Origin of the sequence: Fulvimarina uroteuthidis (assembly GCF_034321785.1) — a bacterium.
Lineage (GTDB): Bacteria > Pseudomonadota > Alphaproteobacteria > Rhizobiales > Rhizobiaceae > Fulvimarina > Fulvimarina uroteuthidis.
The window spans coordinates 24,534-40,357 of the sequence record NZ_JAXLPB010000004.1 but is presented as its reverse complement, the minus strand read 5'-3'; the positions used below and the strand labels follow the sequence as shown (position 1 = coordinate 40,357).

General features: G+C 66.7%; 12 protein-coding genes. 4 read left to right on the top strand and 8 right to left on the bottom strand.

Features of this window, described 5'->3' with window-relative positions:
• Nucleotides 1-147: 147 nt before the first annotated feature.
• Nucleotides 148-894, bottom strand: coding sequence for a phosphatase PAP2 family protein (locus U0C82_RS12400; RefSeq protein ID WP_322187479.1), 747 nt, complete (start codon nucleotides 892-894; stop codon nucleotides 148-150).
• A gap of 110 nt (nucleotides 895-1,004) precedes the next feature.
• Between U0C82_RS12400 and gltX the strand changes: the two genes are divergently transcribed.
• Nucleotides 1,005-2,381: a glutamate--tRNA ligase gene (gene gltX, locus U0C82_RS12395; RefSeq protein WP_322187478.1), complete on the top strand. Its 1,377-nt coding sequence runs from the start codon at nucleotides 1,005-1,007 to the stop codon at nucleotides 2,379-2,381.
• On the opposite strand, the gene U0C82_RS12390 is transcribed toward gltX, so the two are convergent.
• A complete protein-coding gene (locus tag U0C82_RS12390) occupies nucleotides 2,341-3,114 on the bottom strand; it encodes a DUF2865 domain-containing protein (RefSeq protein WP_322187477.1) in 774 nt (257 codons plus the stop codon). The genes gltX and U0C82_RS12390 overlap by 41 nt on opposite strands.
• Before the next feature lie 292 nt (nucleotides 3,115-3,406).
• Nucleotides 3,407-5,725, bottom strand: a complete 2,319-nt coding sequence (locus tag U0C82_RS12385; protein WP_322187476.1) for an NADP-dependent malic enzyme — start codon at nucleotides 5,723-5,725, stop codon at nucleotides 3,407-3,409.
• Between the two features lie 229 nt (nucleotides 5,726-5,954).
• On the opposite strand from U0C82_RS12385, the gene U0C82_RS12380 reads away from it, so the two are divergent.
• The 3 genes from U0C82_RS12380 to U0C82_RS12370 all read left to right on the top strand — a co-directional run bounded on the left by U0C82_RS12380 (nucleotide 5,955) and on the right by U0C82_RS12370 (nucleotide 8,774).
• A complete protein-coding gene (locus U0C82_RS12380; RefSeq protein WP_322187475.1) occupies nucleotides 5,955-6,791 on the top strand; it encodes a UDP-2,3-diacylglucosamine diphosphatase in 837 nt (278 codons plus the stop codon).
• Nucleotides 6,791-7,858 carry a glycosyltransferase family 4 protein gene (locus U0C82_RS12375; protein ID WP_416186686.1) on the top strand — a complete coding sequence of 356 codons (1,068 nt, stop codon included), beginning with the start codon at nucleotides 6,791-6,793 and terminating at the stop codon, nucleotides 7,856-7,858. The genes U0C82_RS12380 and U0C82_RS12375 overlap by 1 nt, the downstream gene beginning before the upstream one ends.
• An 82-nt stretch (nucleotides 7,859-7,940) precedes the next feature.
• The gene (locus U0C82_RS12370; protein ID WP_322187473.1) at nucleotides 7,941-8,774 is read left to right on the top strand and encodes a TrmH family RNA methyltransferase; all 834 of its coding nucleotides are present in this window, start codon (nucleotides 7,941-7,943) and stop codon (nucleotides 8,772-8,774) included.
• 2 nt (nucleotides 8,775-8,776) lie between these two features.
• Here U0C82_RS12370 and U0C82_RS12365 read toward each other — a convergent pair whose 3' ends face one another.
• From U0C82_RS12365 to U0C82_RS12345, 5 genes are all read right to left on the bottom strand, one after another.
• A complete protein-coding gene (locus U0C82_RS12365) occupies nucleotides 8,777-9,214 on the bottom strand; it encodes an arsenate-mycothiol transferase ArsC (RefSeq protein WP_322187472.1) in 438 nt (145 codons plus the stop codon).
• Between the two features lie 72 nt (nucleotides 9,215-9,286).
• Nucleotides 9,287-9,766 carry a UPF0262 family protein gene (locus U0C82_RS12360; RefSeq protein ID WP_322187471.1) on the bottom strand — a complete coding sequence of 160 codons (480 nt, stop codon included), beginning with the start codon at nucleotides 9,764-9,766 and terminating at the stop codon, nucleotides 9,287-9,289.
• Entirely contained in the window at nucleotides 9,766-11,091 is a 1,326-nt protein-coding gene (gene hisD, locus U0C82_RS12355) for a histidinol dehydrogenase (protein WP_322187470.1), read from the bottom strand. Before hisD ends, U0C82_RS12360 begins: the two co-directional genes overlap by 1 nt.
• Before the next feature lie 158 nt (nucleotides 11,092-11,249).
• Nucleotides 11,250-13,139: an ABCB family ABC transporter ATP-binding protein/permease gene (locus U0C82_RS12350; protein WP_322187469.1), complete on the bottom strand. Its 1,890-nt coding sequence runs from the start codon at nucleotides 13,137-13,139 to the stop codon at nucleotides 11,250-11,252.
• Nucleotides 13,140-13,310: 171 nt separating this feature from the next.
• Complete coding sequence (locus U0C82_RS12345) at nucleotides 13,311-15,731, bottom strand: LysM peptidoglycan-binding domain-containing protein (RefSeq protein ID WP_322187468.1); 2,421 nt, start codon at nucleotides 15,729-15,731, stop codon at nucleotides 13,311-13,313.
• Between the last annotated feature and the right edge of the window lie 93 nt (nucleotides 15,732-15,824).

Sequence of the window (15,824 nt, the reverse complement as noted above, 5' to 3'; positions counted from 1 at the left end):
CACGCTCGAATGGTGCGCGAGCCGTGAGGGCGAGCCGATCCCGACCGTGAACGATGCGGGCGATCGCGCACCGGCACCCAGCGCCCGCGAATCGGTTCTCTTCGGCACGCTCGCTTCGCACTGGGAAAGCGCGTGGACCGCCCGCGCTCAGGATGGCGGACGGGACCGTTCCCGTGCGTGGTCGGACGGTTCCGCATGGATCACCGCCGGGCCCGTCAGCCAGCGGGCGACGAACCACCAGCCGATCGCCCAGGCCGATCCGATCGTCCACCCCGCCAGAACGTCGGTCGGCCAGTGCACGGCGAGATAGACCCGGCTGATGCCGACGAGAAGCGTCAGGATGACGGCGCAGGTCACGAGAAAGATCCGCACGCGCGGTTTCGGCTCGACACGGGACGTCAGGATAGCGAGGGTGAGATAGGTCACCGCCGACATCATCGCATGCCCGCTCGGAAAGCTGGCCGTATAGGCGAACGTGCCGTGCGGAACGAGATCGGGGCGCGGGCGCGAGAAGCCCCATTTCAGGAGCTGGCTCATGGCAAAGCCCGATGCGATCGCCGCAAGCACGATGAGCGCGGTGCGGCCCTTGCCCAGCATGGAGAGATAGAGAGCGGAAAACGCCGTCACCATGATCAGGATGCCGGTTCCGCCGAGCGCCGTCATGTCCCGACCCAGAACCTCGACCCATGGCGGCCCCAGCGGATCGTTCGGATCGCTGGCGCTGCGCAGCAACAGGAGGATGTCCTGGTCGAGCCCCTGCGTGTCGCCCTCCAGGACCTCTCCCGCGACGATCACGAACACCCAGACGCCGAAGGCGGCGACGAGGATCGCGATCACGACCTTCAGTTCGATCCGGTTCCTGACGAATTGCGTGACATAGTTCAGGTCGATCATGAATGGGCTCCGACGAGGGGTGTCCCCCTATCTGCTCGCCGACCGGCTTTCGACAATGCTGGAGCGCGCGCGATTGCGCCAAATCGCCGAATTCTGTAATCGCCGACGCCATGACCCCAACGCTCCGCTTCGCGCCGTCCCCGACCGGTTACATCCATATCGGCAATCTGCGCACCGCCCTGTTCAATTTCCTCTACGCCAGGAATTGCGGCGGTGCGTTCGTGCTCCGGTTCGACGATACCGACCGGGAGCGCTCGACGCGCCAGTTCGCCGATCGGATCGAGACCGACCTGGCATGGATCGGGATCGAGACGGACCGCGTGGTGCGCCAGTCCGAGCGCACGCACCTCTACGATGCCGCGACGGCGCGCCTGAAGCGCCTCGGCCTGCTCTATCCCTGCTACGAGAGCGCGGACGAACTCGACCGCAAGCGCAAGCGGCTGGCCGCCCGCGGTCTGCCTCCGATCTACGGACGCGAGGCGCTGCGCCTTTCGGACGACGAGAAGCAGGCGCTGGAGGCGGAAGGACGCACCCCTCACTGGCGCTTTCTCCTGCCGAACCATGACGGCGATCCCGCCGTCACCCGGCGGACCGAGATCCATTGGCACGATCTCGTTCGCGGACCCCAGACGGTGGATCTCGCCTCGCTTTCCGATCCGGTGCTGATCCGCGGGGACGGGAGCTATCTCTACACCCTGCCGTCGATCGTCGACGATGGGGATCTCGGCATCAGCGACGTCATCCGCGGCGACGATCACGTGACGAATACGGGGGTCCAGATCCCGATCTTCGAGGCGCTCGGGCTCGCCGTGCCGCGTTTCGGCCACCACAACCTGATCACGACGATCGGCGGGGAGGGGCTGTCCAAGCGGACCGGGGCCCTGTCGATCCGGCAACTGGCCGAAGACGGTTACGAGCCCATGGCGGTCGCCTCGCTTGCGACCCTTGTCGGCATGTCGGGGGCGATCGAGGCGGTGGCGGATCTCGACGCGCTGGCCGCGCGGGTCGTCCTCGACGAGGTGTCGGCGTCGGCCTCGAAGTTCGATCCCGCCGAACTCGACCGGCTGAACGAGGAACTGGTGCATTCGATGGCGTTCGAGGCCGCGCGAGACCGGCTCTTCGAACTGGGCGTGCCACAGGAGGACGCCGAAGCGTTCTGGGAAGCGGTGAAGGCCAACTGCGCACGGGTGCGCGATGCCGCCGTCTGGCGCGATATCGTCTATGGCGACGGCGTCGGCGCGGTGGAAGGCAACGAGGAGGACCGGGCGTTTCTCGCGGCCGCGCGCGATGCGCTGCCGCAGGGTGACCTCGATTCCACCACGTGGAAGACCTGGACGGGCATTCTGAAGGACAGGACCGGACGCAAGGGCAGGTCCTTGTTCATGCCGCTTCGCCTGGCCCTGACCGGTCTCGATCACGGCCCGGAACTGGCCGGCCTGCTGCCGCTCATTGGTCGGGAAAGAACCGTGGCCCGACTTGGCGGATAGGCTTCGGGCGTCCCGAGACCTCGGCCAGCGCCTGATCGCCGTCCCGAAGTTCGCTGACGAGGATCGATTCCAGATCGGGGCGTCCGACCGGAATGGGGATCGGCGAGACGAAGGGCAGATCGCCGAGATCCTCGGCAATCCGCATGCCCGGGGCGGGCTCCGGCTTCAATTCGCACGCCTTCGCCGCGACCGCATCGACGCCTTCGGTCTTGTAGGCGAAGGCGGTCGCGAGATCGGTATAGTCCTTGCCGGTCGTATGGCTCACCATCTGCTCGGCCTCTTCGCGAAGCACGCGGTGGAAATACAGGTCGACCTCGGTTCCCGGGCAACGCGCCTCGCATGCTTCGAGATCGCGATCGAAATAGGTCGTCGTCGTCGAGAAGCTGACCGGGAAGAAATAGCCGTCGGCCTTGCGCACGCACAGGGTCCGGTAGGTGTAGCTCGATCCGGCGGGCGCGGCGCCCGCGCCGCGGCTCGCCGACCGGCTCGAACGCGGGGCGGCGGACCGTCTGGCGGACCTTTTCTGGCGCACGGCCTTGCGCTTGTAGGTCTTGCGCGGTGCGCTCTGGCGGATCTTGCGGCGGTGCTCCACCGTCGGAGGCCCGAACAATTGTTCCAGAAGCGACTGCGCCCGCACGGGCGTCGGCGTCATCGGGGCCAGGCCCGCCACAAGGACGCTGCCTGCAAGCAGCAGGCGGGGAATCAGACGGACGCAGGTCAAGGCCAGGGCCATGGTTCACCATAGAATAAGAGAGGCCCGGCGGAGCCGATCCGAAAGAGGCGGGCAGGCGGGACCGATTGCCCCGTCCCGCGCAATAAGGTCTTCGTACCCTACACGAAACCGGACGCAAGACTAAGCGCGCGACACGGTAAATACGCACACATGTCGTAAACTTCACGGGAGCCGGGACCCCGATCCTGCGGAATTTCCCCCGCGCGCCGGCGCAAGACCGGGCGCGGGATCTGCCTGGCCGATAGCGCACGGACGCTGTCCGGCCGGCGTAACCGGACACGGGTTTCGGCGTTCAGCCGGCGTCTTCGCCGCGCTCGTTCTGAACCACCTGGGCGGCGGCGATCGCGGCCATGTTGACGACGCCGCGCGAGGTGACGGACGGCGTCAGGATATGCGCGGGCGAGTTGGTTCCCAAGAGGATCGGGCCGACATGCAGCGCGTCCAGCATCGTCTTGACGACGTTGAGCGTGATGTTGGCCGCGTCCAGCGTCGGGAAGACCAGGAGATTGGCCTCGCCCGTCAGGGTGGAGGCCGGCATGGAGCGTTCACGAACCGCCGGATTGAGGGCCGCGTCCCCGTGCATCTCCCCGTCGATCTCCAGATCGGGCCGTTCGTTGCGGATGATGGCGAGCGCCTTGCGCAGCTTGCGCGTATCCTCGGTGTCGTCGGAGCCGAAATTGGAGTGCGAGACCAGCGCCGCCTTCGGCGCGATGCCGAAGCGCTTGATCTCGTCGGCCGCCAAAATCGTCATCTCGGCGATATCCTCGGCGCTCGGATGCCGCTGCACGTAGGTATCGACGAAGAACTTGGTGCCGCTTTGCGAGATCAGCACGCTGAGCGCGGCGAAGCGCTTGACGCCGTGATCGAGACCGATGACCTGGCCGATATCGCGGACATGGTGCGGGAAGCGGCCTTCGAGGCCGCAGATCATCGCGTCGGCCTCACCGCGGGTCACCGCGATCGCGGCGATCACCGTCGAATTGGTGCGCATGATGGTGCGGGCCGAATCGGGCGTGATGCCCTTGCGTCCGACCTTGTCCAGATAGGCATCGACATAGTCTCGGTAACGCGGATCGTCCGACGGATCGACGATCTGGAAATCGGTGCCGGCCTTCGCCGTCAGCCCGAAGCGTTCGAGGCGGGTCTCGATGACGGACGGGCGTCCGATGAGGATGGGCTGGCAGACCCGGTCTTCCAGCAGGACCTGGGCGGCCCTGAGGACGCGCTCGTCCTCGCCGTCGGCAAAGATCACGCGATGGTTGGTGTCCTGTGTGGACTTGAAGATCGGCTTCATGATGAGGCCGGAGCGGAAGACGAAGCGGTTCAGCGTCTCGAGATATTGGCCCATGTCCTCGATGGGCCGAAGGGCGACACCCTCCTCGGCGGCGGCTTTGGCGACGGCTGGGGCGATCTTCAGGATGAGGCGCGGATCGAACGGCGTCGGGATCAGATATTCGGGGCCGAAGATCGGCGTGTCCGACCCGTAGGCCTTCGCGGCGACTTCGTTGACGTTTTCGCGCGCCAGCGCCGCGATCGCGTCGACGGCCGCCATCTTCATCTTTTCGGTGATGTGCGTCGCGCCGCAGTCGAGCGCGCCACGGAAAATGAAGGGGAAGCAGAGGACGTTGTTGACCTGATTCGGGAAATCCGACCGGCCGGTGCAGATCATCGCGTCCGGCCGCACCTCACGGGCAAGGTCCGGCATGATTTCGGGCGTCGGGTTGGCGAGCGCCAGGATCAGCGGATCCCGCGCCATGGTCTTGAGCAGCCCCGGCTTCAGGACGCCAGCCGCCGACAGACCGAGAAAGATGTCGGCCCCGTCGATCGCGTCTTCCAGCGTGCGCTTCTCGGTTTCGCGCGCATATCTGGCCTTCCAGGGATCCATGCTTTCGTTGCGGCCCTCGTAGACCACGCCCTCGCGGTCGGTGACGAGGATGTTCTCGTGCCGTGCGCCGAGGGAAACGAGCAGGTTGAGGCAGGCGAGCGAGGCGGCGCCGGCACCGGACGCGACGATCTTGACGTCCGCGAGATCCTTCTTCGACAGCATCAGCGCATTGCGCACGGCGGCCGCGACGATGATTGCCGTGCCGTGCTGGTCGTCGTGGAAGACCGGGATCTTCATGCGCGCGCGCAGCCGGCTCTCGATCTCGAAACATTCCGGGGCCTTGATGTCCTCCAGATTGATGCCGCCGAAGGTCGGCTCGAGCGCCGCGATCACGTCGCAGACATGGTCGATCTCCCGGGCGTCGATCTCGATGTCGAAGACGTCGATGTCGGCGAATTTCTTGAACAGGACGGCCTTGCCCTCCATCACCGGCTTGGAGGCGAGGGGTCCGATGTCGCCGAGGCCGAGGACGGCCGTTCCGTTCGAGATGACGGCGACGAGATTGGCGCGGCTCGTATAGTCGGCGGCCTTGCTCGGATCCTTGGCGATTTCCAGGCAGGGGGCGGCGACGCCGGGGGAATAGGCGAGGGCGAGATCGCGTTGGTTGCCCAACGGCTTGGTCGCCTGGATCGCCAGTTTGCCGGGCTTGGGATATTTGTGGAAGAACAGGGCCTGATTGTCGAGATCGCTCTCCGCGAGGCGGTCCGTATCGGTGCTGTCGGCCATGTCGTGCTCCACTTTCATTCGCTGCATGCCCCGCGACAGATAGCGCCCGGCCGCGCCGAAGCCAACCGTCCCGTGCGAGAGCGAAGCGGGCCGAACGCGTGGCGGCGAGCGCTTGCGCCGGCCCCTGTTGCCTGTCCTCCACACCTTCATGCCGATGCGTCACACGGCTGTAATCGAACAGGCAGAAGGAGTTGCGTGTCTCGGTTGTACGAAGAAGGTCACACGCGACATGGCGCTACCGAACGAGCCTCGCCAATTTCGAACCCTGTTCGTTTCCGATCTCCACCTGGGATCCAAGGCGGCCAGGACGGACATGTTCCTCGACTTCCTGAAGCGCAACGACGCCGAGACCTATTATCTCGTCGGCGACATCGTCGACGGCTGGCGCCTGAAGCGCATGTGGCACTGGCCGCAAAGCCACAACGACGTCGTCCAGAAGCTGCTGCGCAAGGCACGCAAGGGGGCCCGAATCGTCTACGTTCCGGGAAACCACGACGAATTCCTGCGCGAATTTCCCGGCCAGCATTTCGGCGGCGTCGAGGTGCGCCGCAACGATGTCCACACGACCGCCGACGGGCGGAAGTTTCTCGTCATGCACGGCGACGAGTTCGATATCGTCGTCAGGAACGCCCGGCTTCTGGCCTATCTCGGCGACTGGGCCTACGACGCGGCGATCGCGCTCAATCTCGTCTTCAACAAGGTCCGCCGCAGGCTCGGCTTTCCGTACTGGTCGTTTTCGTCCTGGGCGAAGCTGAAGGTGAAGAACGCCGTCAGCTTCATCGGCGCGTTCGAGGAGGCGCTGGCGCTCGAGGCCAAGCGGCGGGGTTGCGAGGGCGTGATCTGCGGCCACATCCACCACGCCGAAATCTCCACCTTTCGCGGGGTCGAATACGTCAACACCGGCGACTGGGTGGAAAGCTGCACCGCCGTCGGCGAGCATTTCGACGGGACGCTCGAACTCATCCGGTGGGCCGACGTGCTGCGCGACGAGCACGCCGAAACGGTGGTCCATCGGCTGCCCGCGGCGCGGTCGATGGCCGACAGGCGTCGGCACGAGGCGGCATGATGGGACGATTTCTGTTTGCCACCGATGCGTGGGAACCGCAGGTTAACGGCGTGGTTCGCACCCTGTCCCACCTGATGGCGGAACTCGTTCGTTCGGGTCACGCGACCGACGTCCTTTCGCCGAAGGATTTCCGGACCTTTCCCTGCCCGACCTATCCCGATATCCGGCTTTCGCTGGCGACGACCGCGGCCGCCGAACAGCGCATCGACCGTTTCGAGCCGACCAATGTCCATATCGCCACCGAAGGTCCGATCGGAAGCGCGATGCGGCGGGCCTGCCTGAAGCGAGGCCTGCCCTTCACGACGAGCTTCCACACGCGCTTCCCCGAATATCTCCGGGCCCGCGCCCCGGTGCCGGAGCGCTGGTCATACGCCTGGTTGCGCAGGTTCCACGGCGCCGGCGACGCCTGCCTCGTGCCGACCGAGACCATGCGGGAACAGCTCGAAGCGCGCGGCTTCCGCAATCTCGTGACCTGGACGCGCGGCGTCGATCACTCGGTCTTCCGGCCGCGCCGCACCCTGCCGCTCGATCTGCCGCGCCCGATCTATCTCACCGTGTCGCGGCTTGCACCGGAAAAGAACATCGAGGCGTTTCTGGATCTCGACCTCGAAGGGTCCAAGCTCGTCGTGGGCGAGGGGCCGATCATGGCCGATCTGATGCGGCGCTATCCCCATGCCCATTTCGCCGGACTGCAGACCGGCGAGGCGCTGGCCCGCTATTACGCGTCCGCCGATGTCTTCGTCTTCCCCTCCAAGACCGATACGTTCGGGATCGTGCTTCTGGAGGCGATCGCCTGCGGTACGCCGTTCGCCTCCTACAGCGAGCCGGGGCCGATCGACGTGCTCGGATCGTCTCGCGCCGGAATCGCGTCCGGCGATCTCGGCGAGGCCTGCCGACGGGCGCTGACGCTCTCGCGCACCGATGCCGTCGCCCGCGCGCGCGATTTCACCTGGCAGCGATGCGCGGACATCTTCCTCGATGCCACGGCCGGTTCCGGATCGGGACGTGCGGGCGAACGCGCGCGCCTGCGCCGGTTCGATCCGCATGCCGAGGCCCTGAGCGCCTGACCGTCGCGGCGCGGACCTCGCCGCGCGATCGGCGGCAGGCGAGCGGGCTTGGTGGTCGCGCGCGGTTGCGCTAGATGCGCCCATGGCTTCAGCAATAGCACCCGAACCGGCCCACCGATTCGTTCCGATCGACGACCCGGACGATCCGCGCATCGCCGTGTTTCGCGATATTCGCGAGCGCGATCTCACGGGCCGGAACGGTTTCATCGCGGAGGGCACGGTGGTTCTCGACCAGCTGGCGCTCAGCCGCAGGTTTCGTCCGACGGCGCTTCTCGTCCTGCAGAACCGTCTGGCCGGCCTTGCCGGACGGCTCGCGAAGCTCCCGCACGATTGTCCGGTCTATGTCGCCGGTCGCGACATCGTCGACGCGGTCGCGGGCTTTCCCATGCATCGCGGCGTTCTTGCCCATGGCGAAGACACGGGCGGGGCGACGACGCGCGAGGCCGCGATTTCGGCCGCGTTCGCGCAAGGCGCGCCGATCCTCGCCGCGATCGGCATCGCCAACCACGACAATATCGGCGCACTCTTCCGCAACGCCCGCGCCTTCGGCGTCGGCGGGCTGCTTCTGGACGAGACGTCCTGCCACCCGCTGTACCGAAAGGCCCTGCGGGTCTCCGTGGGAACGGTGCTGACGCAGGGATGGCACCGCGGCGGCACCGCCGGCGAGATCCTTGCCGCCGTCATCGCCGCCGGCTACCGGCCGATCGCTCTGACGCCGGGCGGCACGATGCGGATCGAGGATCTTGGTGGCGGACGTCCCTGTGCCCTGTTCGTCGGGGCGGAGGGAACCGGGCTGCCGGCCGAACTTCTCGAGCGGATGGATGGGCTGCGGATCGCGATGGATCCGTCGGTCGACAGCCTGAACGTCGCGACGAGCGCGGCGATCGTCCTGTCCCGCCTCTATGCCAGCCGGTAGGTCTACTGGCCGAACCGGTCCTTGAGGCGGGCTTCGATGCGCTTGTAGAGGTCGCGATAGGCGTCGAGGATCTGGGCGCGCGTTCCCGTCGCGAGCGAGGGATCCGGCATCGGCCAGAATTCCACGTCGGAATAGGTCGAGCCCATGGTGTCGAGCGCCAGGTGATGGGCTTCCGGGGCCATGGTGATGACGAGGTCGAAATAGCCGTCCTCGAGCTCCTCGAAGAGATGCGGGCGATGGCCGCCGAGATCCAGCCCGTGTTCCTCGAGCACGGCATCGACGAACGGATCGCGCTCGCCTGCCCTGACGCCTGCCGAGGCGATGTAGGTTCCGCGCGGCAGGATGCGGCCGGCCAGCGCCGCCGCCATGGGGGAACGGATCGAATTCATGCCGCACATGAACAGGACGGAGGTGATGCGAGGTGTATCGGCTTGCGCCATATTACGGCCTCGGGCTCGATGGAGTGACGGTCGGTGCATGAAGCCTGCCGGAATGGGCGCAGCGCAGGCGCGTCAGGTCCGGCGCTGCAAGGCGCAGATCAGGGTGAACAGCCGGCGTGCCGTGTCCTTGTCGATCTCGATCTTGCCCTTCAGCCGCTCCATCAAGGTCTCCGACCCGTCATTGTGGATGCCCCGCCGCCCCATGTCGATCGCCTCGATCTGCTGGGGCGTCGACGACCGGATGGCTTCGTAATAGCTGTCGCAGATCATGAAATAGTCCTTGATCACCCTTCGGAACGGGGTCAGGGACAGGATGTGCGTGACGAGCTTCTCACCGCCTTCGTCGCGGATGTCGAACACCAGACGCTTGTCGGCGATGGCGAGCTTGAGCCTGAACCGGCCGCCGTCCGGCGCCCCGTCCGGGTCGAACCGGTTCTCCTCGATGAGATCGAAGATCGCGACATTGCGTTCGTGCTCGATGTCCGGCGTGGTGCGCCCGATGCTTTCATCGAGTTCGATATCGATCAGCCGGCCGAAAGTGTCGTCTGCCATTATCGCTCTCTTGCCTCCGCAAGGTTCACGCGTATGCCCACCGACCGGCCATGGGCGTCGAGGCTTTCGACCCGCGCCAGTTCCATCGCCGCCGGCGCGAGCGCCTTGAGCTGTTCGGGCCCGAGCTTGAGGATCGACGTCCGCTTGACGAAGTCGAGCACCGACAGGCCCGACGAGAACCGCGCCGACCGCGATGTCGGCAGGACATGGTTCGAGCCGCCGACATAGTCCCCGATGACCTCCGGCGTATGGCGGCCGAGGAAGATGGCGCCGGCGTTCGAGATCCGCTCGGAGATGGTTTCCGGCGCTTCGGTCGCGATTTCGAGATGCTCGGGCGCGATCCTGTCGGTAAGGGCCGGCGCCTCGTCTTCGAGGGAGCCCACGGTGATGACCGCGCCATGATCCTGCCAGCTTGCCCGCGCCGTCTCAACGCGCGGCAGGCTTTGCAGCTGGCGCTCCACTTCCGTTTCCACCGCGTCGGCGAAAGCCTCGCTCTCGGTGATGAGGATCGACTGGGCGGACGGGTCGTGCTCGGCCTGGCTCAACAGGTCGGCGGCGATCCAGGCCGGATCGTTGTCCGCATCGGCGATGACGAGGATCTCCGAAGGGCCGGCGATCATGTCGATCCCGACGCGGCCGAAGACCTGGCGCTTGGCTTCGGCGACGTAGGCGTTGCCGGGGCCGACGATCTTGACGACCGGGGCGATGGACGTCGTGCCGTAGGCGAGCGCCGCGACGGCCTGCGCGCCGCCGATCGTGTAGATTTCGTCGATGCCGGCCAGATGGGCCGCCGCCAGGACGAGCGGGTTGAGAATGCCCTGTCTGGCCGGCGCCACCATGACGATGCGCTTCACGCCGGCGACCTTGGCCGGCACCGCGTTCATGAGGACGGAGGAGGGATAGCTCGCCGTGCCGCCGGGCACGTAGAGGCCGACCGATTCGACCGCAGTCCAGCGGCTGCCCAGTTCCACCCCGATGCCGTCCGTGTAGTGATCGTCCTTCGGCACCTGGCGTCGGTGGTGCGACGTGATCCGGTCGTGCGCCGTCTGCAGGGCCTCGCGCGTCACCGGATCGGCTTCGTCCCACGCGCGTGCGATCACGGCCGGATCGACCCGAAGCGCGCCCGCATCGGCGACATCGAGCGAATCGAGCGCCTTCGTCAGTGCGACGAGGGCGTCGTCGCCGCGCGCGCGCACGTCGGCGATGATCTCACGGACCCGGTCGCTGACATCGGTCGATGCGTCGCGTTTCCCATCGAGAAGCGCACGGAAGCGCGTTTCGAAATCGGCGTCGGCACTGTTGAGCCTTTGCGGCACGGGTCTCATGACCTCCCATGGATCATCTGCGGTCGAAGGCGAGAGCGGCCGATCGGTTCGGCGCGGCGTCGATTCCTCGAAAAGGGTTCGAACACTCGATAACCCGGCAGGCACGCCGCCGCAACGCTTGGGAGCGGAGCGGACATGCCGCCGGGCAGGCATGGCCGTCACCTTGCCGGGGCGGGTTTCCGTTCGATCACGCCGAGAGCATCGGCCTCTCGGGCGCGCCGGAGCGCCTCTTCGGCTTCCGTCGCCTCGCGCTGCATCGTCCACATCTCGGCATAGAGCCCGTTCTGGCCGAGAAGATCGGCATGGCTGCCGCGCTCGACGATGACGCCCGCCTTCAGGACGATGATCTCGTCGGCCGAGATCACGGTCGACAGCCGATGGGCGATGGTGAGCGTCGTTCGGTTTTTCGATACGAGGTCGAGGGCGGACTGGATGTCCTTCTCGGTGTGGGTGTCGAGCGCGCTGGTCGCCTCGTCGAGAACCAGGATAGGCGGCGCCTTCAGGATGGTGCGCGCGACGGCGACGCGCTGCTTCTCGCCGCCGGACAGCTTGAGCCCGCGCTCGCCGACCATCGACTGGAAGCCGTGCGGAAGCGATTTGATGAAATCGCCGATCTGGGCAAGGTCCGCGGCCCGCTGGACCTCGGCCTCGCTCGCATCGATGCGGCCGTAGCGGATATTGTAGGCGATGGTGTCGTTGAACAGGACCGTATCCTGCGGGACGATGCCGATGACCGACCGGACACTCTTCTGCGTCACGCGGGAAATGTCCTGGCCATCGATCGTGATGCGGCCCGAACCCACATCGTAGAAGCGGAACAGGAGCCGGGAGATGGTGGATTTCCCCGCGCCGGACGGGCCGACAATGGCGATGGACCGGCCCGCCGGCACTTCGAAGGAAATGCCCTTCAGAATCTGGCGGTCGGGATCGTAGCCGAACCGGACATCCTCGAAGCGGATCGTCCCCTGCGTCACCGTGAGGGGCTGCGCGCCGGGCCTGTCCTCGACTTCGGCCGAGACGGACAGGAGATCGAACATCGCCTCGATATCGGTCAGGCCCTGGCGGATCTCGCGATAGATCGAGCCGATGAAGTTCAGCGGAATCGAAAGCTGCATCAGCATGGCGTTGATGAAGACGAAGTCGCCGAGCGTCTGGGTGCCGGCGCGCACCTCGAGCGCCGACAGGACCATGACCGCGCCCATGCCGACCCCGAAGATGACCCCCTGGCCGAAGTTCAGCCAGCCGAGCGAGGTCCAGATGCGGGTCGCGGCGACCTCGTAACGCGCCATGGATTCGTCGAAACGACGGGCTTCCATCTCCTCGTTGCCGAAATATTTGACCGTCTCGAAGTTCAGGAGCGAATCGATCGCCTTGGTGCTGGCTTCGGTATCGGAATCGTTCATCGCCCGGCGAATGGCGATGCGCCAGTCACTCGCCTTGATGGTGAACCAGGCGTAGAGGCCGATCGTCGCCGCGATGATGGCGATGTAGGCCGTGCCGTAGGTGAAGCCGAAGATCAGGGCGACGAGGGCGAATTCCAGGATCGTCGGGATCGTATTGAGGATCGTATAGCGCACGATCGCCTCGATGCCCTTGGTGCCCCGGTCGATGATGCGGGACAGGCCGCCCGTGCGCCGCTCCAGATGGAAGCGCAGCGACAGGCGGTGCATGTGGACGAAGGTGCGGTAGGCGAGGCGTCGCACCGCATATTGCCCGACGCTGGCGAACAGGGCGTCCCGCGCCTGGTTGAGGCCGACCGCGATGACCCGCGCGACATTGTAGGCGACCACAAGCGTGACGGCGCCGGCAAGGATGATCGGCAACCAGTCATGCGCCGAATTGGTCCCGTCGAGGGCGTCGGTCGCCCATTTGTAGAAATAGGGAACGCCGACCGTCAGGAGCTTGGCGGCCACGAGAAACAGGCCGGCGACGACGACGCGACGTTTCAGGTCGGGACGGTCGTCCGGCCACATGTACGGCCAGAGATTCTTGATGGTCGACAGCGTCGCTCCGCGATCGCCGGAGACTGTCCGTGTTTCAGGGGGCAATCGGCTGCTCGATCTCTGATTGTCGGGGAAAGGCGAACAGGGCGTCTATCGCATGTTCGGGAATCGGCGCAAAGGCGCAAATCCGCCGCGTCCGGTAGGCTGTCGCCAGGGCAGAGACCGAATTCAAGGGACGTCGACCGCCCTGGTGGCCGTTTGCACGCGGGATGGCGATCAGCGCGAAGTCGCTTCCTCCGCGGACGATTCCAGGGCCTCGACCCGCGACTTGGAGGGCATGCGGAAGATCTGCCCGGGATAGATCCGGTCGGGGTCGCGGATCTGGTCGCCATTGGCGAGATAGATCACCGTGTAGCGCGTGCCTCGGCCGTAAGTCTCGCGCGATATCCGCCACAGCGTGTCGCCCTTGCGAATGAGAACGCGGCCCTCGCGTCCCCGCAGCGGCGCCTGGAGGCGGGTTGGCACGGATGCATCGCGCCGATCCGCGCTCGCGGTTTCGGACGATGCCGACGGCGCGCCGTCGTCGCGAATTTGGCTTGCACGGTCGTCCAACGACGATGAAGGCCCGGTGGTGCCGGCGGTCCCGGAAGCGCCGGCTCCGGTCTCCGTTGCGGCCAGGCTCCGGGCGCTGGAAGGCGTGCTCCCGGCGGCTTCGTTCGGCGCGGTCCGGCCTTCGCTCTCGACCGGTCCGGCGCTGTCGATGGCCGGACCATCGCGCGGCGGGGAGCCGTTCGCGGCTGCGGGATCTTGCTCGGACCGTGTGTCGAGCGAGCCTTGCGCCGGGGCGTCGCCCGACAGCGTAGGTTCCGTTTCAGCTGCCGATACCGCGTCGTTCGCGCCCGTATCGGCGATCCGATCGCCGGCCGCGTTCGCGCCCGTATTGTTTCCTTCTGCGTCCGAAACATCGTCGCGAACGGAGCCGGCCGGCGACGAGGCCGTCTCAGTGCCGGTCGCTGGCCTGGCCGTCCGAATCTTCCCGGTCGAGGCGGAGGCGCCCGCATCGGCGACCGACGACTGCGATCCGCTGCCAGCATTGTCCGCTACCGAACCGGACGTCTCGTCGCCTTCGGTTTCGCCGCCGTCCTCCGGCAGATCCAGCGATGGGGAGATCGCCGACATGGAGCCCGTATCGGGTCTCAGGAAAGGCACGGCCACCCGGGAGGAGACGGCGCCGTCCCGTCCGAGCTGATCGACCCGGACCGTATGTTCGCCGACCGCGATGTCGCTCCGCGCCTCGATCAGGAACCGGCCGGCGCCGTCCGCCCGTGCGTCGGCGAGGGGTTCGTTGTCGAGATAGATGCGGATGCCCGCTCCCGCGGGTGCGGCCCCGGCGATGAAGATGCGGTCCCCCTCGATCTCGATGGCTTCGACGCGCAAGGTCGTCGCGTCCGCCGCAGGCGCTGCCGCCGGGGTCGAGGAGGGGGCGCGCGGAAGGAGAACCGTGTCCGAACCTTCGCTCGAGGACGGCCTCCCGCCACTCTCGGCGTTCGCGGAGGCGGGCGCACCGGTGCTCGGCTGCGATCCGGCGGTGTCGGTCGCCGTGCCGCTTGATCCGGCTTCGGAAGGCCGCGAGACTTCGCCTTCGGATCCGGCGGCGTCCGACGGGGCGCCCGGGCGCGAGCTTGGCGTGCCGCCCGCGTCCGTCGCCGGAATCTCGATCAGTCGCGACGGCCGGTCCGGGGTCTCGACGAGGGCGAGCAGTTGTTCCTCCTCTCCCCGGTCCGGCACGTCGATGATGGCGGTCTCCGCCGAAACCGTCCGCGTGCCGTCCGCGCTCTCGGCGACGAGCTTGATCGCATGCGGCCCGACAGAAAGCCCTTCCGCCAGGATCACCACGAAATCGCCGGCCGCGCTCGATGTGTCGGAGCCGATGCGTTCGCCGGAATCCTCCAGAAAGATCGTCGTGTTCGCCGGGCCGTTTCCGGCAACCACCATCGAGCCGTCCGGCTCGACGCGCAACACGTCGAAGCGCAGCGCGTCGACGGGTGGCGGCGCGTCGGATCGATCGGACGGGGGCGATGACGCTGCCGGGCTCGTCTCGGCAGCCGGATCGGTGGGCGCCATCCGGTCGTCGGACGAAGACGGGTTCGACGGGGTCTCGCCTGCGAGGCCCGCTTCGGCCGGTTGCGTTCGCTCGGCCGACGGCGATGGAGCTGGCGTCGATGCGGCTGGCTCGTTCGCTGTGGTCCGGCGCGCCTCGTCCGAACCGTTCTCCGGTGCCTTGCCGGTGTCCGGCGAAGCGGGCGGGTCGGCGGGCGCCGGGTTCTCGTCCACAGCATCCGTGGGCGCGGCCGCGCCGTCCGCGCCGGCCTTGGACGGCGCATCGCCCTCCGATTCGGCAGGGGCCGCCGCATCGGTCGTTGCAAGCGTGCCTCCGCCTGCCGAAGCGGCCGGTTCTGCCTTCCCGGCTCGCTCTTGCACGTCCGTCGGCGCGACGGCCGAGGGACGTTCCTCGCCTGCAATGCCTGCCGGATCCTCGGCGGTCCGTTCGTCGGATGCGGAGAAGCGGTCGAGCGCTTTTTGGGCGATCGTCTTCAGGCCCGCCCGTTCGCTGCCAAGCATATCCCAGTAACCGGCGACGATGGCGCCGATGATCATGAAGAACGCAACGATGATACCGAGAATTTTCGTTTTCATGATCGATTAAGACAATTTTATCAATTTTTCGGAACGGCTCTTGACTTTGGTCTTATCGCCAACGTTGCATCACGACAAGCCTGCACGCACGCT

What these genes read in the sequence shown, in the direction of transcription:
- U0C82_RS12400 (WP_322187479.1), bottom strand. Translation starts at nt 894, where the DNA reads ATGATCGACCTGAACTATGTCACGCAATTCGTCAGGAACCGGATCGAA.
- gltX (WP_322187478.1), top strand. Translation starts at nt 1,005, where the DNA reads ATGACCCCAACGCTCCGCTTCGCGCCGTCCCCGACCGGTTACATCCAT.
- U0C82_RS12390 (WP_322187477.1), bottom strand. Translation starts at nt 3,114, where the DNA reads ATGGCCCTGGCCTTGACCTGCGTCCGTCTGATTCCCCGCCTGCTGCTT.
- U0C82_RS12385 (WP_322187476.1), bottom strand. Translation starts at nt 5,725, where the DNA reads ATGGCCGACAGCACCGATACGGACCGCCTCGCGGAGAGCGATCTCGAC.
- U0C82_RS12380 (WP_322187475.1), top strand. Translation starts at nt 5,955, where the DNA reads ATGGCGCTACCGAACGAGCCTCGCCAATTTCGAACCCTGTTCGTTTCC.
- U0C82_RS12375 (WP_416186686.1), top strand. Translation starts at nt 6,791, where the DNA reads ATGGGACGATTTCTGTTTGCCACCGATGCGTGGGAACCGCAGGTTAAC.
- U0C82_RS12370 (WP_322187473.1), top strand. Translation starts at nt 7,941, where the DNA reads ATGGCTTCAGCAATAGCACCCGAACCGGCCCACCGATTCGTTCCGATC.
- U0C82_RS12365 (WP_322187472.1), bottom strand. Translation starts at nt 9,214, where the DNA reads ATGGCGCAAGCCGATACACCTCGCATCACCTCCGTCCTGTTCATGTGC.
- U0C82_RS12360 (WP_322187471.1), bottom strand. Translation starts at nt 9,766, where the DNA reads ATGGCAGACGACACTTTCGGCCGGCTGATCGATATCGAACTCGATGAA.
- hisD (WP_322187470.1), bottom strand. Translation starts at nt 11,091, where the DNA reads ATGAGACCCGTGCCGCAAAGGCTCAACAGTGCCGACGCCGATTTCGAA.
- U0C82_RS12345 (WP_322187468.1), bottom strand. Translation starts at nt 15,731, where the DNA reads ATGAAAACGAAAATTCTCGGTATCATCGTTGCGTTCTTCATGATCATC.